The 14570-nt window shown below is 40.0% G+C and carries 18 protein-coding genes; 7 read left to right on the plus strand and 11 right to left on the minus strand.

The features are described 5' to 3' along the window. Positions 1–18: 18 nt before the first annotated feature. On the minus strand, positions 19–639 hold the full coding sequence (locus tag ACM67B_RS06100) for an RlmE family RNA methyltransferase (protein WP_416188900.1): 621 nt from the start codon (positions 637–639) through the stop codon (positions 19–21). Positions 640–749: 110 nt separating this feature from the next. On the opposite strand from ACM67B_RS06100, the gene yhbY reads away from it, so the two are divergent. Further along, positions 750–1034: a ribosome assembly RNA-binding protein YhbY gene (gene yhbY, locus ACM67B_RS06105; RefSeq protein WP_100563177.1), complete on the plus strand. Its 285-nt coding sequence runs from the start codon at positions 750–752 to the stop codon at positions 1032–1034. Positions 1035–1254: 220 nt separating this feature from the next. Here yhbY and ACM67B_RS06110 read toward each other — a convergent pair whose 3' ends face one another. The 7 genes from ACM67B_RS06110 to ACM67B_RS06140 all read right to left on the minus strand — a co-directional run bounded on the left by ACM67B_RS06110 (position 1255) and on the right by ACM67B_RS06140 (position 6863). After that, the gene (locus tag ACM67B_RS06110; protein WP_416190528.1) at positions 1255–1698 is read right to left on the minus strand and encodes a DUF4149 domain-containing protein; all 444 of its coding nucleotides are present in this window, start codon (positions 1696–1698) and stop codon (positions 1255–1257) included. 96 nt (positions 1699–1794) lie between these two features. After that, on the minus strand, positions 1795–2271 hold the full coding sequence (greA, locus tag ACM67B_RS06115) for a transcription elongation factor GreA (protein ID WP_095503589.1): 477 nt from the start codon (positions 2269–2271) through the stop codon (positions 1795–1797). A gap of 644 nt (positions 2272–2915) precedes the next feature. Beyond that, positions 2916–3128, minus strand: coding sequence for a Gfo/Idh/MocA family oxidoreductase (locus tag ACM67B_RS06120; RefSeq protein WP_416188901.1), 213 nt, complete (start codon positions 3126–3128; stop codon positions 2916–2918). A 95-nt stretch (positions 3129–3223) separates the two neighbouring features. Continuing rightward, a complete protein-coding gene (locus ACM67B_RS06125) occupies positions 3224–3910 on the minus strand; it encodes a DUF4405 domain-containing protein (RefSeq protein ID WP_416188902.1) in 687 nt (228 codons plus the stop codon). 81 nt (positions 3911–3991) lie between these two features. Beyond that, entirely contained in the window at positions 3992–4615 is a 624-nt protein-coding gene (locus ACM67B_RS06130; RefSeq protein ID WP_416188903.1) for a flavodoxin, read from the minus strand. A 177-nt stretch (positions 4616–4792) separates the two neighbouring features. Further along, the gene (locus ACM67B_RS06135; protein ID WP_416188904.1) at positions 4793–6175 is read right to left on the minus strand and encodes a heavy metal sensor histidine kinase; all 1383 of its coding nucleotides are present in this window, start codon (positions 6173–6175) and stop codon (positions 4793–4795) included. Then, positions 6165–6863: a heavy metal response regulator transcription factor gene (locus tag ACM67B_RS06140; RefSeq protein ID WP_162857406.1), complete on the minus strand. Its 699-nt coding sequence runs from the start codon at positions 6861–6863 to the stop codon at positions 6165–6167. The genes ACM67B_RS06135 and ACM67B_RS06140 overlap by 11 nt, the downstream gene beginning before the upstream one ends. Before the next feature lie 190 nt (positions 6864–7053). Here ACM67B_RS06140 and ACM67B_RS06145 point away from each other — a divergent pair, with 190 nt between their 5' ends. From ACM67B_RS06145 to ACM67B_RS06155, 3 genes are all read left to right on the plus strand, one after another. Further along, a complete protein-coding gene (locus tag ACM67B_RS06145) occupies positions 7054–7692 on the plus strand; it encodes a DUF6803 family protein (RefSeq protein WP_238398854.1) in 639 nt (212 codons plus the stop codon). 179 nt (positions 7693–7871) lie between these two features. After that, positions 7872–8327 (plus strand): DUF411 domain-containing protein, encoded by a 456-nt coding sequence (locus tag ACM67B_RS06150; RefSeq protein WP_416188905.1) that lies wholly within the window; start codon positions 7872–7874, stop codon positions 8325–8327. Between the two features lie 12 nt (positions 8328–8339). After that, the gene (locus tag ACM67B_RS06155) at positions 8340–9887 is read left to right on the plus strand and encodes a multicopper oxidase family protein (protein ID WP_047977617.1); all 1548 of its coding nucleotides are present in this window, start codon (positions 8340–8342) and stop codon (positions 9885–9887) included. A 319-nt stretch (positions 9888–10206) separates the two neighbouring features. Here the strand turns inward: ACM67B_RS06155 and ACM67B_RS06160 are convergent, their stop codons facing one another. Next, positions 10207–11538, minus strand: coding sequence for an IS3 family transposase (locus tag ACM67B_RS06160; protein ID WP_416188906.1), 1332 nt, complete (start codon positions 11536–11538; stop codon positions 10207–10209). A gap of 53 nt (positions 11539–11591) precedes the next feature. Next, positions 11592–11858, minus strand: a complete 267-nt coding sequence (locus ACM67B_RS06165; RefSeq protein ID WP_228064781.1) for an alcohol dehydrogenase catalytic domain-containing protein — start codon at positions 11856–11858, stop codon at positions 11592–11594. A gap of 172 nt (positions 11859–12030) precedes the next feature. Between ACM67B_RS06165 and ACM67B_RS06170 the strand changes: the two genes are divergently transcribed. The 3 genes from ACM67B_RS06170 (at position 12031) to arsB (ending at position 13822) form a co-directional block, all read left to right on the plus strand. Further along, entirely contained in the window at positions 12031–12333 is a 303-nt protein-coding gene (locus ACM67B_RS06170; protein ID WP_014550505.1) for an ArsR/SmtB family transcription factor, read from the plus strand. Between the two features lie 64 nt (positions 12334–12397). Beyond that, a complete protein-coding gene (gene arsC / locus ACM67B_RS06175) occupies positions 12398–12802 on the plus strand; it encodes an arsenate reductase (glutaredoxin) (protein ID WP_416188907.1) in 405 nt (134 codons plus the stop codon). A 3-nt stretch (positions 12803–12805) separates the two neighbouring features. Further along, a complete protein-coding gene (gene arsB / locus ACM67B_RS06180) occupies positions 12806–13822 on the plus strand; it encodes an ACR3 family arsenite efflux transporter (protein WP_416188908.1) in 1017 nt (338 codons plus the stop codon). 83 nt (positions 13823–13905) lie between these two features. On the opposite strand, the gene ACM67B_RS06185 is transcribed toward arsB, so the two are convergent. Further along, positions 13906–14520 carry a cation diffusion facilitator family transporter gene (locus ACM67B_RS06185; protein ID WP_010907412.1) on the minus strand — a complete coding sequence of 205 codons (615 nt, stop codon included), beginning with the start codon at positions 14518–14520 and terminating at the stop codon, positions 13906–13908. Between the last annotated feature and the right edge of the window lie 50 nt (positions 14521–14570).

Raw genomic sequence — 14570 nt, forward strand, 5'->3', positions numbered from 1 at the left:
TGCACGCTGCCCATATTGTCAGCGTTTATTTTTGCCCAATAAATAAATCTCACTGGAACGATTGCGAGAAGCCTCAGGCTTGCGCGTTTGCACCACGGCAAAAATCTCCCGCATGGCCGCCAGATATTCCTGATAGCCTGCGCCCTGAAATACTTTAACCAAAAAATTACCGCCTGTTTTCAAATGGTTGGCAGTAAAATCCAAAGCCAGTTCGCATAAATAAAAACTCTTGGCCTGATCGGTCACGGCATTACCCGACATATTGGGTGCCATATCGCAAATTACAAGGTCTAAGGGGCGATTATCCAACAGCGACTCAAATTGCGCCAACACATCATCTTCGCGAAAATCGCCTTGAATAAATGAAACGCCTTCGATTTCATCCATCGGCAAAATATCCAAAGCGAATACTTGGCCGTTTTTGCCAACTAATTTTGCCGCTACCTGCGACCAACTGCCCGGTGCGCTGCCTAAATCGGCCAAAATCGTGCCCGGCTTGATGAGCTTGTCTTTTTCATTGATTTCCAAAAGCTTATAAGCTGCACGCGCACGATAGCCGTCTTTTTGTGCCATGTGGACATAATGGTCGTTCACATGCTCATTAAGCCATGCTTTGGAAGATTTGGAACGTACTGCCATAGTGTGTGAATGTGAAAATTGAATGGCGCTATTGTACGTTATTTTCTCGCAGCCCGCCGTTAAATCGCGTACAATATCAGATTATTATTTTTAATTTAAGCAATATAAACATGACTGACGATAAATTAAGCACCAAAGAAATTTTGGAACTCAAAGCCCGCGCACATCACTTGAATCCGGTGGTGATGATCGGCCAACACGGTTTGACAGAATCTGTAATCAAAGAAACCGATGCCGCGCTCACCGCCCACGAATTGATTAAAGTGCGCGTATTGGGTGACGATCGCCAAGAGCGCGTAGAAATCTGCAATGCATTGTGCGAAGCGGTGGATGCGCAATTGGTGCAACACATTGGTAAATTATTGGTTTTATGGCGTAAAAATTTAGAAATGTAAGCCGATTAAACGATTCCATTATAAAGGCCGTCTGAAAGAATGATTTTCAGACGGCCTGAGACCTTTGCAAAACCCTAGATTTGAGTACAGTTAAAAGTTGTAGCAGCGCAGAAAGCGTAGACATATCATCAAGATAGGCAAACTTTCGAACAGCGCACAACGAAGAAATGTGCCAAAGATAGGGATTTTGCGAAGATCTCGGCCTTTTGATTTTTTAAATTTACTTCCATTCCAAAGCAGAAATCCGCCACACCAGCACCAGCGCCAAAATCGCGCAAATCATATAAATCAAGCTGGAAATGCCGTGCCACATACCGAATGAACCGCCGGTTAAACTCAGCAGCCAATTGGTGGTTTGGGTTTTATGCGCTTCAATCACCGGCGTTACCAAAAATTGATTGGCAGCCAAACCCAGCCACAATACCGCAATCAATTTACCGTTGATTGATTGCCCGTTACGCACCGCCGCAGTACGTTTGCCGACAAAATACACCAACGCCCAGACCACCAAACCGGTGTAAGACACCACGTTAAACAGCTCGCCTGCAATTGCACCGGCCTGCAATTTAGGCAAACTTTTAAACAACACCGGCGCGGCAACATAGCCTGCCATTACTTGCATACCCAGCCATATAGCGGCTAAAGCAACAGCTAATTTATTCATCATTTCTCCCTTGTTAATCAGGCCGTCTGAAAGTATATGCTTTCAGACGGCCTGATTCAAATCCCATAACGGATTCATGTGCTAATAATAGATAAATTAAATATATTGCACCGAAATAATATCATATTCGCGCACGCCACCCGGCGCTTGCACTTCTGCCACATCGCCTTCTTCTTTGCCGATCAAAGCACGGGCAATCGGTGAGCCGACATAAATTTTACGCTCTTTAATATCGGCTTCATCTTCACCGACGATTTGGTAGGTAACTTGCTCTTCGGTTTCCAAGTCTTCCAAGGTCACAGTGCTGCCAAACACGATTTTGCCTTCAGCATGGATTTCAGCGGGGTTGATAATGTGTGCCAAAGACAATTTGTTTTCCAATTCGGAAATGCGGCCTTCGATGAAACCTTGGCGCTCTTTGGCGGCTTCGTATTCGGCATTTTCCGATAAATCGCCGTGCGAACGCGCTTCGGCAATCGCTTCAATCACTTCCGGACGGGCAACGCTTTTCAAGTGTTGTAACTCTTGTTTCAACAATTCTGCGCCGCGCACGGTCAATGGAATTTTTTGCATGGTATGTTCTCCGCAAAGCGTTTATACGCTTCTTCATTGATGGTGTCGCGCCCACGGTCAGTCAGACCGTGGGCGCAAAATAAAAATACAAGCCGCCTGTATTCAGCGGCTTGTTCGTAAAAAATTGAATAGCGTTATTGTACCATCAAACCTGAAAACCGCAATCCCCAAAAAGGATTTCATGACAATTCGTGGTTTATTGGGTACACAAGCAATAGGCCATCTGAAACAAATTGAATCGATTTTTCAGACGGCCCGAGACCTTTGCAAAACCCCAGATTTGAGTGCAGTTCGAAGTCAGAGTAGCACAGAAAGCGCAGACATATCACGAAGATAGGCAAGCTTTCGAGCAGCACATAACGAAGAAATGTACCAAAGATAGAGATTTTGCAAAGGTCTCAACCTGCTTATACCTAATGATTAGAAAGGTTGTTTCTATATCATTTATAAAATGTAAATTATAAAATGCTTTAAAATCAATCAATTAAATATTAACTTGTCAAAATTGAAGTGTGAATACGTAAAAATAAAGAATGAAAAGACTAGATTTCAGATTTTATTTTTACACAATGTACTTACTATAAAATACCAAACAGATAATATTTGTCCATAAATTCATTGAGTTGATTATGCCATTTTTACACTTATTGACTAATCACGATTAAATCCACCTCATCAGTCAGTAACTTTTCAAAATTTGACACAATATCAATGTTGGGGAACCATGCTAATGCCCGAGTGGTTGAACGCTCAAAAAATTTTATCACGTTAAACCGATGATCATTTTTAAAAAAGGGAACGTGGAAAATATGGGTAGAATACCCACTCCCCACAATGGCAACATTAATTTTCTTCATATTTGGCTATCCTTAATTAATAAAATTGTGGCGAGTATAAGATCGTTTCTATCTATCCGCCATTTAGGTTATTTATACAGAATATCTAAATAGATTTAACTTTTGACATCTTTTTTCCTAAATAAAAAGAACCAAACCAAAAATCTTGTGCTGTAAGCCAGCGCAATTAAAATCGCAAGAAAGTCAAAATAAAAGACCGCTTGCGGTTCATCATAATTGAAATAGGCAAAATCTACTTGTAGCAATAAATAGGGTAACAACTCTCGTTGCACAAAAACGAAAATACCATAAGCGGCAATAATCAGCCAACAAGCTGGAATAAGCCTGCGTGCAAGCCAATGTTCAAGATCTAAACGGTAGCCATTTGCGAATAAATTAGCAATAGGTTTCCAATGTAACCCCAAATGTACACCCACTAAAATTTGCAACCAATGGGTGCTGATCATATGAATTTTTCGCATTAAATCTGTGGTAGAGTGGAATAGCATTTCCACCAATAGATGTTTAGAAAGCATAATGCCACTGATACAAGCGGTTAAAAATAACAAAAAAGTTGCAAAATTGACCGCACTTTGCAAAATGCGATAGCTGTTATAACTGCCTGAAAAGGTCTTTTTGAGCCACCAGATATTCAGCGAAAGATGTGAGATAATCAAAGCAAAAAAGACCAAGCCGAGCCATTCGTGCGTGATTTCTTCATAAAGATGATAACCAAAAAGCGAAAGCAAAATTGCCGTGAGAACCAAATCTTGAGCGAGTTGGAAGAGATATTTTTTCTTCATAATAATCAATGTAGGGACACACGGCGTGTGTCCGTAAAAGGCAATATAACAAGATGGACACACTCAGTGTGCCCCTACAAATTATTTGTTATAACCATTTTCAGTTAAGAACTTCGCCAATCGTTTTTCTACTTCAGGCTCTGCTCTCACCGTTTTATGCAAATACGCTTCAAAACCTTTCTTCACTTTGGCTTGGGGTTGAAGCTGCTGAATATCTTTATCCGTTCCACCCAAACGACTACCGCCGTGTCCGACCACAGGCACGATATTTTTTCCGCTAAAATCTACCTGTTCAAGCAAAGAATAAAGCGACATCGGCATTTGATACCACCAAATCGGATAGACCAAAAATACCGTGTCCACGTCCGCTAAATTAGGCAGCGATTTCAACGCTGGCTTGATATTTTGACGCTGTTCATTTTGCGCAAAATCTAGCAACGGCTGATGAGTGATCGGATAGCTTTGCACCGTTTCCAAACGGAATAATTCCGCGCCTGTGTTTTTCTGAATTTCTTTCGCCAAATATTCATTTGCGCCCAGCATTTCGCCGTTTTTAATCAGCTTACTCGCCCCTGAAACACCGTCCACTAATTGCTCAGCGGTATAGCTTTCAGGTTGCGAAAAATAAATAATCAAACTTTTTGCTTGTACCATACTGGTCGTCAAAAGTGCGGCGGAAAATAAAGCGATTTTTAAGGGGTTCATTTTTTACTTCTGTTTAATAAGAATGTAGCTATTGTAAAAGCAAAAGATTATTTTGATTAGCTAGGAAATATTGAATAGGGTGTTGAGTTATTTTCAATAATAAGCGTGATATGACATGCTATATTTGGGCAAAATGAGAGCTTTAGTCTGTGCAAGAATTTGCCCAAATATTACCGCTTACGCCTTATAAAAAGACATTGTTATTTTTGTCCCTGTTTGATCTGACATAATGCTGACTTCGCCATTGTGGGCATTAACAATAGATTTGGTAATCGCAAGTCCTAAACCTGTGCCATTGTCTTTGGCAGATTGTCGGGTTCGGGACTTTTCAACACGATAAAAACGATTAAATAAATGTGGTAAATCTTCAGCTGGAATGGGTTCGCCTTGATTGTAAACAGATAGAATGAGTTGTTGTTTTTGCTCTTGAATTTCTACCACAATTTCACTTTGGCGATTGGCATATTGTAATGCATTTGAGAGTAGATTACTGATTGCACGGCGTAGCATTAAGGCATTGCCGTATAATTCGCCTGAACCTTTTAAAAGCAATTTAACCTGTTTTTCTTCTGCAACAAATTCAAAAAAAGCAAAAAGAGCGGTAATTTCTTGAGAAAGATTAACTAATTGTTTTTCTTTAATATATTGTCCATTTTCATTTTTTGCGAGAAATAGCATATCGGAAATAGTACGAGCAAGTCGTTCTAGTTCTTCGGCATTAGAAGAAAGAATATCAATATATTGTTTGTTTTCTCGTTTTTGACTTAACGTAACTTGCGTTTGGGTCAACATATTATTAATGGGTGTACGGAATTCGTGGGCTAAATCAGATGAAAATGTGGATAAACGTTGAAATTCATCATTTAACTTTGCCAACATTTGATTAATACCTTCTACAACGGATTGTAATTCTATGGGAATATCTGTGAGTTCTAATCGAAGATTTAATTTTTTGCCCGTGATTTTATTGGCTAATGCTTGTACTTTTTGGAGTGGTTTAAGTGTACTCCTGACGCTTAAATATCCTAAAATTGAGCCTATTCCACTTAAAATGAGTACAAAAATAACAAAACTGATTTTGATATTTTGCATAAAAAGAAGATGATGTCCTGTCGATGAAAATAAGATACCTTGTAAGACAATTTTATCTAATGTAGTTGCTGAAAATGCGACACCACGCAAAGTATGTGCGTCCTTCTCCCATTCTAATAGCATTGAAATGTCTTGAGTTTGCTGAATATCTTTTTGAATATTGGCGGGAATTGATGAGACATTTTTTGAGTGAGCAAATTCCGCTTGATTATAGTAAATGACTAAATCTGATGTTGAAGTATAGCGAGCGATCTGTTTATTTAAAACGGTCATTAGTTCATCAACGGCTGTATGACTAATTTCTTGTTGAATTAACCGCACTTTATTATTTAACTCGTTTTGATCGAGTTGTTGAAAATGTTGTTCAAGTGCAGAGAAACCGAAAAAACCGAGTAGGCTCAATAGGCTTACCATCACGATAGCAAATAAGGCTGAAAGGCGAAAAGTGAGAGATCGTTTATACATCATCTTCTTCCCTTAGATCTAAAACATATCCCACGCCACGTACTGTGTGAATAAGCTTGGGGATATAACCATCATCAATTTTATTGCGTAAACGACGAATCGCGACATCAATCACATTAGTATCGCTATCAAAATTCATATCCCAAACATGAGAGGCAATGAGCATACGAGGTAATACTTCTCCCTGCCGTTGAATGAGTAGCTCCAGTAAAGCAAATTCTTTGGTAGTTAAATCAATGCGATGACCTGCTCGACTTACTTTCCGTTTCAGTAAATCTAATTCTAAGTCTGCTATTTTTAATGATGTTGTCTGAATCTTTTTTTCTTCATTTGGAATACGGCGAAGTAATGTACGAACGCGCGCCAACAGTTCTGCAAAGGCAAAAGGTTTCACTAAATAATCATCTGCACCTAACTCTAATCCTTTCACTTTATCTTCTACTTGATCTTTTGCAGTCAGTAACAAAATAGGGAATTTTTTCTCAGCTTGACGTAACATTTGTAACACTTGCCAGCCATCTAATTTTGGCAACATTACATCTAAAATGATCAATTGATAATCTTCAGTTAAAGCAAAATGTAAACCATCTACGCCATTGCGTGCGATATCAACCATAAAACCGGCTTCACTTAAACCTTGTTTTAAGTAATCTCCGGCTTTGATTTCATCTTCTACAACTAAAATTTTCACAATGTCTCCTTATGTGTTTCAGAATTATAACAAGTTATTAAATCAAAAAGCGAAGATGACAAAATTGTAATGTTGCCGTCATCTTTATGTTGAGAAAGAAACGATATAGTGTACTTATAAAAATGAATATGCATTTCATCACAAATTCATTTTTTATGTTAGACAATTAATCAAACTTAGGAGTAAAAAAATGATTATGACACATTATATGGAGCTATTAGCTGCTTCGCCTTGGAACCTTATTTTATTTATGGTCATTCCAATGATTATTGGAGAATTGCTTGTTGCAACGGAATTTTTTGCCTTATTCTATAAAGACAACACTAATAATCATTGGAAACATTGGAATAAAATTTTAAGTGTTGTGCTCGGTGTTTATTACACGATTGTAGCCGCTTATGTTGGTTTTATTATCGTACCGACTATTACTGAATGGCGTGGTTGGGTAGATATCGCATCAATTGCATCACTATTATTAGCTACCTTTCCTATTTTTATTATTTTACTCATGGAATTAAAAGTTATTCATAAAAATCTCGTGGATAGTGCAAAAATTAAATTACATGCGGTTTATCTTGTGATTTTCTTATTTGTGAGTCACTTTGCTATGATCTTTGGCATGGCAGATCCTATTTCAGCAGGCTATCAACCCACTACACCAGCAATGACTCATTCAATGCAAATGGATGCTAAACAAATGACAGAAATGCACAACCAAATGATGACGGGCGAAATAACGCCTGAAGAAATGATGAAGATGCATCAAGAAATGAACCCTAATATGAATATGCCGAATACTCAAGGTGGTCATTCAGAACATCATAAATAATCATTCTGATCACATTTTAAAAAATAATAGTGGATGGTACGTTGGCATATCTCTACTACAAGCAGTAGGATTTTGAGAAAAATTTTCAAATGATAGAATTTTTTCAGATTACTTGACCTTAACCCTAGGTCAAGCTTTAACATTGCGCCATTCCATCTCAATAAAAATAAGGACATCTTATGAAATTACATAAATTCACCCGCTTATTGTTGCTTTTAAGTTTAGGGATAACCGCTTGTGTTCAAGCACAAACACTTTCTATGGAAGTGTGGAAAAGCCCGACTTGTGGCTGTTGTAATGAATGGATCAGCTATATGCAGAAAAACGGTTTTGAGATTAAAGTCAACGAAACAGGCAATTATGATGCTCATAAGCGCTTTAACATTAAAAATGAACACGCCTCTTGCCACACGGCAGTGATTGATGGCTATGTGATTGAAGGACATGTACCTGCTGAGGATATCAAACGTTTACTCGCAGAAAAACCCGATGCAGTTGGCTTGTCCGCACCTGGCATGCCGATTGGTTCACCAGGTATGGACGGTGAAGCATACGGCGGACGCAAAGATCCTTATGATGTTGTTTTAATTAAAAAAAACGGTGAAAGTGAAGTATTCAAATCCTATAACCAATAGGGGGGTGAAAGAATGAAACGTCGAGATTTTTTACGTTATGGAATTGGAATTAGCTTAGCCAGTAGCTCGCTTTATAGCCTTGCGAATATGATGAACCACGCACAACATGGCAATATGGCGATGATGCATTCAGTACCTACTGGCCTAATGCCAACTGAGGCGATGCCTTCAGGTTTATCGCTTAATGGGATATTGCCAAAACTTGCTAATCAATCGACTCAAGCAGGGCTATTCAAAGCCACTTTAAAAGCAGAGCCAATTAAAATTCGCCTCGCAGACAATAAAGAAACGGAATTTTGGGCTTATAACGGACAACTACCAGGGCCACAAATTGAAGTATTTGAAGGCGACACCGTAGAAATTGAATTTATCAATCACCTACCACAACCCTCAACAGTACATTGGCACGGCTTAGATGTACCAAATGAGGCGGATGGTAACCCGATGGATATGGTTGAACCGCAAGGGAAAAAAGTCTATCGCTTTACGCTACCTCAAGGCAGTGCTGGGACATATTGGTACCACCCTCATCCACATGACCATGTTTCCGAACAAGTCTATAAAGGCTTAGCAGGCACTTTCGTTGTTAAAGCGAAAAATGATCCGCTTGCACACCTTCCTGAACAACATTGGGTGATTTCCGATCTGCGTTTAAATGCCGATGGCACCATTCCAGCAAACACGATGTTAGATTGGATGAACGGCCGTGAGGGTGAATTTGTGTTAATCAACGGTCAATATCAGCCCCAGATTCAAGTGAAAACGAATGAACGAATCCGTCTTTGGAATGCCACTAGCGCTCGTTATTTTCGTTTAAACATTCCAGGGGTGAAATGGATTGTGGTGGGTACCGAAGGTGGTTTACTTGAAAAACCTCGCTCGCCTGTTGATGAACTGCTACTTACACCAGCCGAACGCGTTGAAGTGATTATGGTGGGTGAAACGCAAGGAACAGTCAATTTACAAAGCGGTTATTATGATCGCCGTAAGATGATGGTGCAAGAACAGCCTAAAGATCTCACTTTAGCCACAATTCAGGTGAAATCAGAACCTGTTCAGTTACCTGAAAGCTTAAGGTCCTTGCCTAACTGGGATGAGCCAAAGCAGGTTCGCCAAATTCGCTTTAGTGAAAAAATGATGAACCATACGAATATGCCAATGATGAATCACGGTACACATCACGCTACTACAACACCAACGGACAACCCTATTCCACCAATGATGAATGGTATGTTCTTAATCAACGGTCAAACCTTTGATATGAACCGTATTGATTTTGTTACCAAATTGAATGAAGTGGAACAGTGGGAAATCTTCAATGAAAGCCATATGGATCATCCATTCCATTTACACGGCACTCAATTTGAAGTAATTCAACATACGTTAAACGGTAAAACCTTTAAGCCAGAAGGCAGAGCGTTAAAAGATGTGGTTAATTTACGCCCTTATGAAAAAGTGATTATTCGCTTTAAGCAAGGACATACTGGGTTGAAAATGTACCATTGCCATATTTTAGAACATGAAAATCTCGGTATGATGGGGATGTTTAAAGTGGAATAGTGGTATCTAACTATAAAAATAGAGGGATTTTCGTGAAAATTTGTAAATTGCGAAAATCCCTCTGCTTGTCATTATTTATTCCAACGGTTTAACAACGCAACAAGTGAGAGCATCACAGGCACTTCAACCAATACACCGATAACAGTGGCTACATATGAACTTATTTAATAACCTATCTGGTAATTCACTTTCCGGTTATATAGATAATATTTTATGGTCTTGATGCTTTAATAAAAGTGAGTATTTTCTTCTCTTGGTTTTTTATGATTTATTTTTACAAAATTTAATTATTGATCTGCCCCCAAAAAGTTAGACTACGTTAATTCAAGGACTCAGTTCTGTATGCTACAGGGCTTAGTCCTTTTAGTCTCACTTGAATACGCTCGTGATTGTAATAATGAATATATTTGTGAATAGTTTGTTCGAGTTGCTCAAATGTTTCAAATCGTTTACCAAAATAACATTCCGTCTTCAATCGCCCGAAAAAGCTTTCCATCGCACTGTTATCCAAGCAATTTCCTTTTCTTGACATACTTTGCACGATGCCGTTTTGTTTCAATATCGCCTGATAACCTGCCATCTGATATTGCCATCCTTGGTCGGAATGTAAAATCAGGCTTGCTCCTTGCGGGAGCTTTGCGACAGCTTGTTTCATCATTCGCATTATTTGCTCAAAGTTTGGGCTTCGGGCAAGGTCATAGGCGATAATTTCGCCATTAAATAAGTCCTTAATCGGCGAAAGATAAAGTTTGCCTTCCGCACATTTAAACTCGGTAATATCCGTGACGAGCTTTTCATTTGGAGCGTTTGTGTGAAAATCCTGTCGCAATAAATTCTCGGCAATTTTACCCACTTCGCCTTTGTAAGAACGATATTTTCTCTGCTTACATTTTCCTTTTAAATCAAGCTGTTGCATTATCGCTTGCACACGCTTATGGTTAATTGCACCGAACATTTTTCGCAATGCTAACGTAATACGACGATAGCCATAATTGCCGTCATTTTTGCGATAAATCTCAACAATTTCCTGCCTAATTGCCACATTTTTATCAATTTTAAGCTGTAAATGATAAAAGAATGAACAGCGTTTTAAACCTGTCAAATGGAGTAATATTTCCAAGGAAAAATTTACCCTCAACATTTTCATGATGGCTACTTTTTCCGCATTTTTGCTTGGTTGAGTTCCCGCAACTTTTTTAGGTAAGCATTCTCCGCTTCCAGTTCCAAAATCCGATAACGCAAGCGTTCTTCTTCGGTTTTGGGGGGGAGGCATTTTCGGGTATTTCGGTTTCATTGCTGGTCGTTCTTTCGGCTTTGGAAATAAGCCGTTTATACCTTGTTTTTCAAAGGCTTGCAACCACTGGCTAATCACCCCTGAATTAGCAATACCAAAATGCAGACAAGCACTTTCTGCAGAAAATTGCCCCTTTTTGACCGCTTGTATGACGGTTAATTTAAATTCTGGGGAATATTTTTGCTTCTTACCCAGTACGGCTAAACTATTGATTCCATTATAGTTATATTGCGAAATCCAACGACGTAGCGTGGAGGCTTTAAGCTGAAATTGCTGGCGAGTGAGTGAGCAATTTTTCCCGTTTTGGAGAAAAAATGCGATCACTTCTTGTTTGAAAGATTGGTTGTATTTCGTCATAAAAAATCTGCACCTTAATCAGTTGGTTTTTAATCCAACTTTTGGGGTGCAGATCAGACGCTCACTTTGTCGCCGATTTGAAATTCGCCAGCGTCATCGCCCACCGCCACGACCACGCCTGCCCCTGCATAACCCAAAGTCGCAGGGAACACAGAGTCAATCACATACGCCCCTTCCCGATACATCATCTCGGCACGGTTTAGTCCCAAAGCGTGCATTTGGATTTGCACTTCGCCCGATTTTGGGGCGGGGATTTGTACATCAACGATTTGCAGGACATCAGGCGAACCTGTTTTTGTAAATTGAATTTGTTTGGTCATTTTTTTACCTTATTTATGAAATGGAATGAGCGTATTTTAATGTATTGAAATTAGGATAAGAATAGCGAAAAATGGGAAGTTGGTTTTTTGATTTGGAAAGATGGTTTCGGGCAATTAAAAAAACATTTCAATCATACTTGAAATATTGAAATTTCTTGTTATAATTACGCCTATGAATACGATACAAGCAAGCAAACTCTTTGAGAGCCTGTCTTCTCCGATAAGACTGGCGATTTTTCAACAACTTACCGCCGCAGGCAGTACTGGCATGATTGCTGGCGACTTGGCAAAACAGCTTAACCTTGCCCCGAATAATGTGTCTTTTCATCTAAAAAGCCTGTTGCATTCGGGGCTTGTGCGTGTGGTGCAGGAAGGACGGCACATGCGTTATTTTGCCGAGCTGGATTTGATGATGGCATTGACCCATTTTCTGACCCAAAACTGCTGTTCTCAAACAGGCGAATCTTGCCAGTGATTTTCAGGCAGCCTGAAAAATTATTGCCAAATATTTCTATATTTCTTGAAAGATTGGAGTAACTATGAACATCACCATTTATCACAACCCAAACTGCGGTACTTCACGCAATGTGCTGGCACTCATCCGCCACGCTGGTATTGAGCCACACATGATTGAATATTTGAAAAATCCGCCTGATGAAGCGACTTTGCGTAATTTAATCAAACGCATGGGCATCACGCCCCGCCAGTTACTTAGGACGAATGTAGTGCCGTATGAAACGCTTGGTTTGCAAAACGAAAAGTTAAGCGATGACGAACTCATCACCGCCATGCTTCGTGAACCGATTTTAATCAATCGTCCGATTGTGGTGAGCGAAAAAGGCGTGAAATTATGCCGTCCGTCCGAAACAGTTTTGGCATTTTTACCGCCTTTTGCGACCCCGTTTGTCAAAGAAGACGGCGAAATTATTAATCATAAGGAGTAAATCATGGGGTTGTTTGAACGTTTTTTAAGCCTTTGGGTGGCGTTGGCGATTGTGCTGGGCGTGATTTTGGGTGTTTGGTTTCCCAATGTATTTCAATGGGTTGCATCTTTGGAAGTGGCTCATGTGAATTTGCCTGTGGCGATACTGATTTGGCTGATGATTTATCCGATGATGATTCAGATTGATTGGTCGGCAATCAAAGACGTGGGCAAAAAACCAAAGGGCTTATTTTTAACCTTATTTATCAACTGGTTGGTCAAGCCGTTTACGATGGCGGTGTTCGGCTGGTTATTTTTTCGGGTGTTTTTTGCAGGTTGGGTGGACGCACAGTCGGCACAAGAATACATTGCCGGCATGATTTTGCTGGGTGTGGCACCGTGTACGGCAATGGTGTTTGTGTGGTCGCAACTGGTCAAAGGCGACCCCAATTACACTTTGGTGCAGGTTTCGGTCAATGATTTGATTATGATTGTGGCGTATGCTCCGATTGCAGGCGTATTGCTCGGCGTAAGCGACATAGAAATTCCGTGGAACACCTTGATTTTAAGCACGGTTTTGTATGTGCTGCTGCCCTTGCTGGCAGGCTGGCTTACCCGCTCTTATTTACAAAAATCGGGTAAATCGGTGGCACAATTTTCAGGCAACCTAAAACCCTTTTCCGTGATGGGCTTGATTTTGACGGTGGTGTTGCTGTTCGCCTTTCAAGCCCAAACCATTATTGCCAACCCTTTGATTATTTTGCTGATTGCCATTCCCCTGCTGGCACAGACTTACGGCATTTTTGCCTTGGCTCACGTTTTGGCAAAATGGCTCAAATTACCACACGAAATTTCCGCCCCTGCGTGCTTGATTGGCACGAGTAATTTTTTTGAATTGGCGGTGGCGGTGGCAATTTCTTTGTTCGGTTTGCATTCTGGGGCGGCATTGGCAACGGTGGTCGGTGTGTTGGTGGAAGTACCTGTGATGCTCTCGCTGGTGTGGTGGATAAACCGAAAATCGCTGGGGAATAAAGGGGTGTAGGTTTTTCAGGCAGCCTGAAAGTTATTTTGCAAAATTTAAAAATAAAAACACCGCTTGAACATCAATCCAAACGGTGTTTTAAATTAACTGACTTTTAATTCCGCCCAAGCCCTTTTGATGATTTCTTGACTGGCTTGTAATGCCAAAAATGCCAAAACAAACGCCACAATTAAATCAGGATATTTTGATTGAAAAAAATAAACTGCCATACCCGCCAAAATTACCGCCACATTACCAATCGCATCGTTTCGGGAACACACCCACACACTGCGGACATTGCTGTCGCCATCACGAAATTTTAATAATATCAACAATGCCGACACATTGATCAATAACGCCAAAAATCCCACAATGCTCATTTCAGAATAACTGGGCATTTCCCCATAAAACACACGATAAATGGTTGTCATTAAAATAAATAAACCAAAACCGCCCATCGTTAGCCCCTTAACCATAGATGCTTTGGCTCGGTAACTTAACGCCATTGGCAAAACAATCAAACTTATCAAATAATTGGCACTGTCGCCCAAGAAATCCAAACTGTCCGACAACAGCGAAGTTGAACCTGATTTAACCCCCATCACAATTTCCACAAAAAACATTGATAAATTTAATATCAAGACAATCCACAAGGCTTTTTTGTACTTGGGCGATTGATGAATGGGCTGATTTGAACCACAACAATTTTGGCACGCCATTTTTTTTGCTCCTGTTTTAAGATGAAATTTCCTATACTATAAACTCCGTA

This window comes from Neisseria sp. CCUG17229 (genome assembly GCF_047839235.1).
Classification (GTDB): Bacteria; Pseudomonadota; Gammaproteobacteria; order Burkholderiales; family Neisseriaceae; genus Neisseria; species Neisseria brasiliensis.

What these genes read in the sequence shown, in the direction of transcription:
- ACM67B_RS06100 (WP_416188900.1), bottom strand. Translation starts at nt 639, where the DNA reads ATGGCAGTACGTTCCAAATCTTCCAAAGCATGGCTTAATGAGCATGTG.
- yhbY (WP_100563177.1), top strand. Translation starts at nt 750, where the DNA reads ATGACTGACGATAAATTAAGCACCAAAGAAATTTTGGAACTCAAAGCC.
- ACM67B_RS06110 (WP_416190528.1), bottom strand. Translation starts at nt 1,698, where the DNA reads ATGAATAAATTAGCTGTTGCTTTAGCCGCTATATGGCTGGGTATGCAA.
- greA (WP_095503589.1), bottom strand. Translation starts at nt 2,271, where the DNA reads ATGCAAAAAATTCCATTGACCGTGCGCGGCGCAGAATTGTTGAAACAA.
- ACM67B_RS06120 (WP_416188901.1), bottom strand. Translation starts at nt 3,128, where the DNA reads ATGAAGAAAATTAATGTTGCCATTGTGGGGAGTGGGTATTCTACCCAT.
- ACM67B_RS06125 (WP_416188902.1), bottom strand. Translation starts at nt 3,910, where the DNA reads ATGAAGAAAAAATATCTCTTCCAACTCGCTCAAGATTTGGTTCTCACG.
- ACM67B_RS06130 (WP_416188903.1), bottom strand. Translation starts at nt 4,615, where the DNA reads ATGAACCCCTTAAAAATCGCTTTATTTTCCGCCGCACTTTTGACGACC.
- ACM67B_RS06135 (WP_416188904.1), bottom strand. Translation starts at nt 6,175, where the DNA reads ATGATGTATAAACGATCTCTCACTTTTCGCCTTTCAGCCTTATTTGCT.
- ACM67B_RS06145 (WP_238398854.1), top strand. Translation starts at nt 7,054, where the DNA reads ATGATTATGACACATTATATGGAGCTATTAGCTGCTTCGCCTTGGAAC.
- ACM67B_RS06150 (WP_416188905.1), top strand. Translation starts at nt 7,872, where the DNA reads ATGAAATTACATAAATTCACCCGCTTATTGTTGCTTTTAAGTTTAGGG.
- ACM67B_RS06155 (WP_047977617.1), top strand. Translation starts at nt 8,340, where the DNA reads ATGAAACGTCGAGATTTTTTACGTTATGGAATTGGAATTAGCTTAGCC.
- ACM67B_RS06160 (WP_416188906.1), bottom strand. Translation starts at nt 11,538, where the DNA reads ATGACGAAATACAACCAATCTTTCAAACAAGAAGTGATCGCATTTTTT.
- ACM67B_RS06165 (WP_228064781.1), bottom strand. Translation starts at nt 11,858, where the DNA reads ATGACCAAACAAATTCAATTTACAAAAACAGGTTCGCCTGATGTCCTG.
- ACM67B_RS06170 (WP_014550505.1), top strand. Translation starts at nt 12,031, where the DNA reads ATGAATACGATACAAGCAAGCAAACTCTTTGAGAGCCTGTCTTCTCCG.
- arsC (WP_416188907.1), top strand. Translation starts at nt 12,398, where the DNA reads ATGAACATCACCATTTATCACAACCCAAACTGCGGTACTTCACGCAAT.
- arsB (WP_416188908.1), top strand. Translation starts at nt 12,806, where the DNA reads ATGGGGTTGTTTGAACGTTTTTTAAGCCTTTGGGTGGCGTTGGCGATT.
- ACM67B_RS06185 (WP_010907412.1), bottom strand. Translation starts at nt 14,520, where the DNA reads ATGGCGTGCCAAAATTGTTGTGGTTCAAATCAGCCCATTCATCAATCG.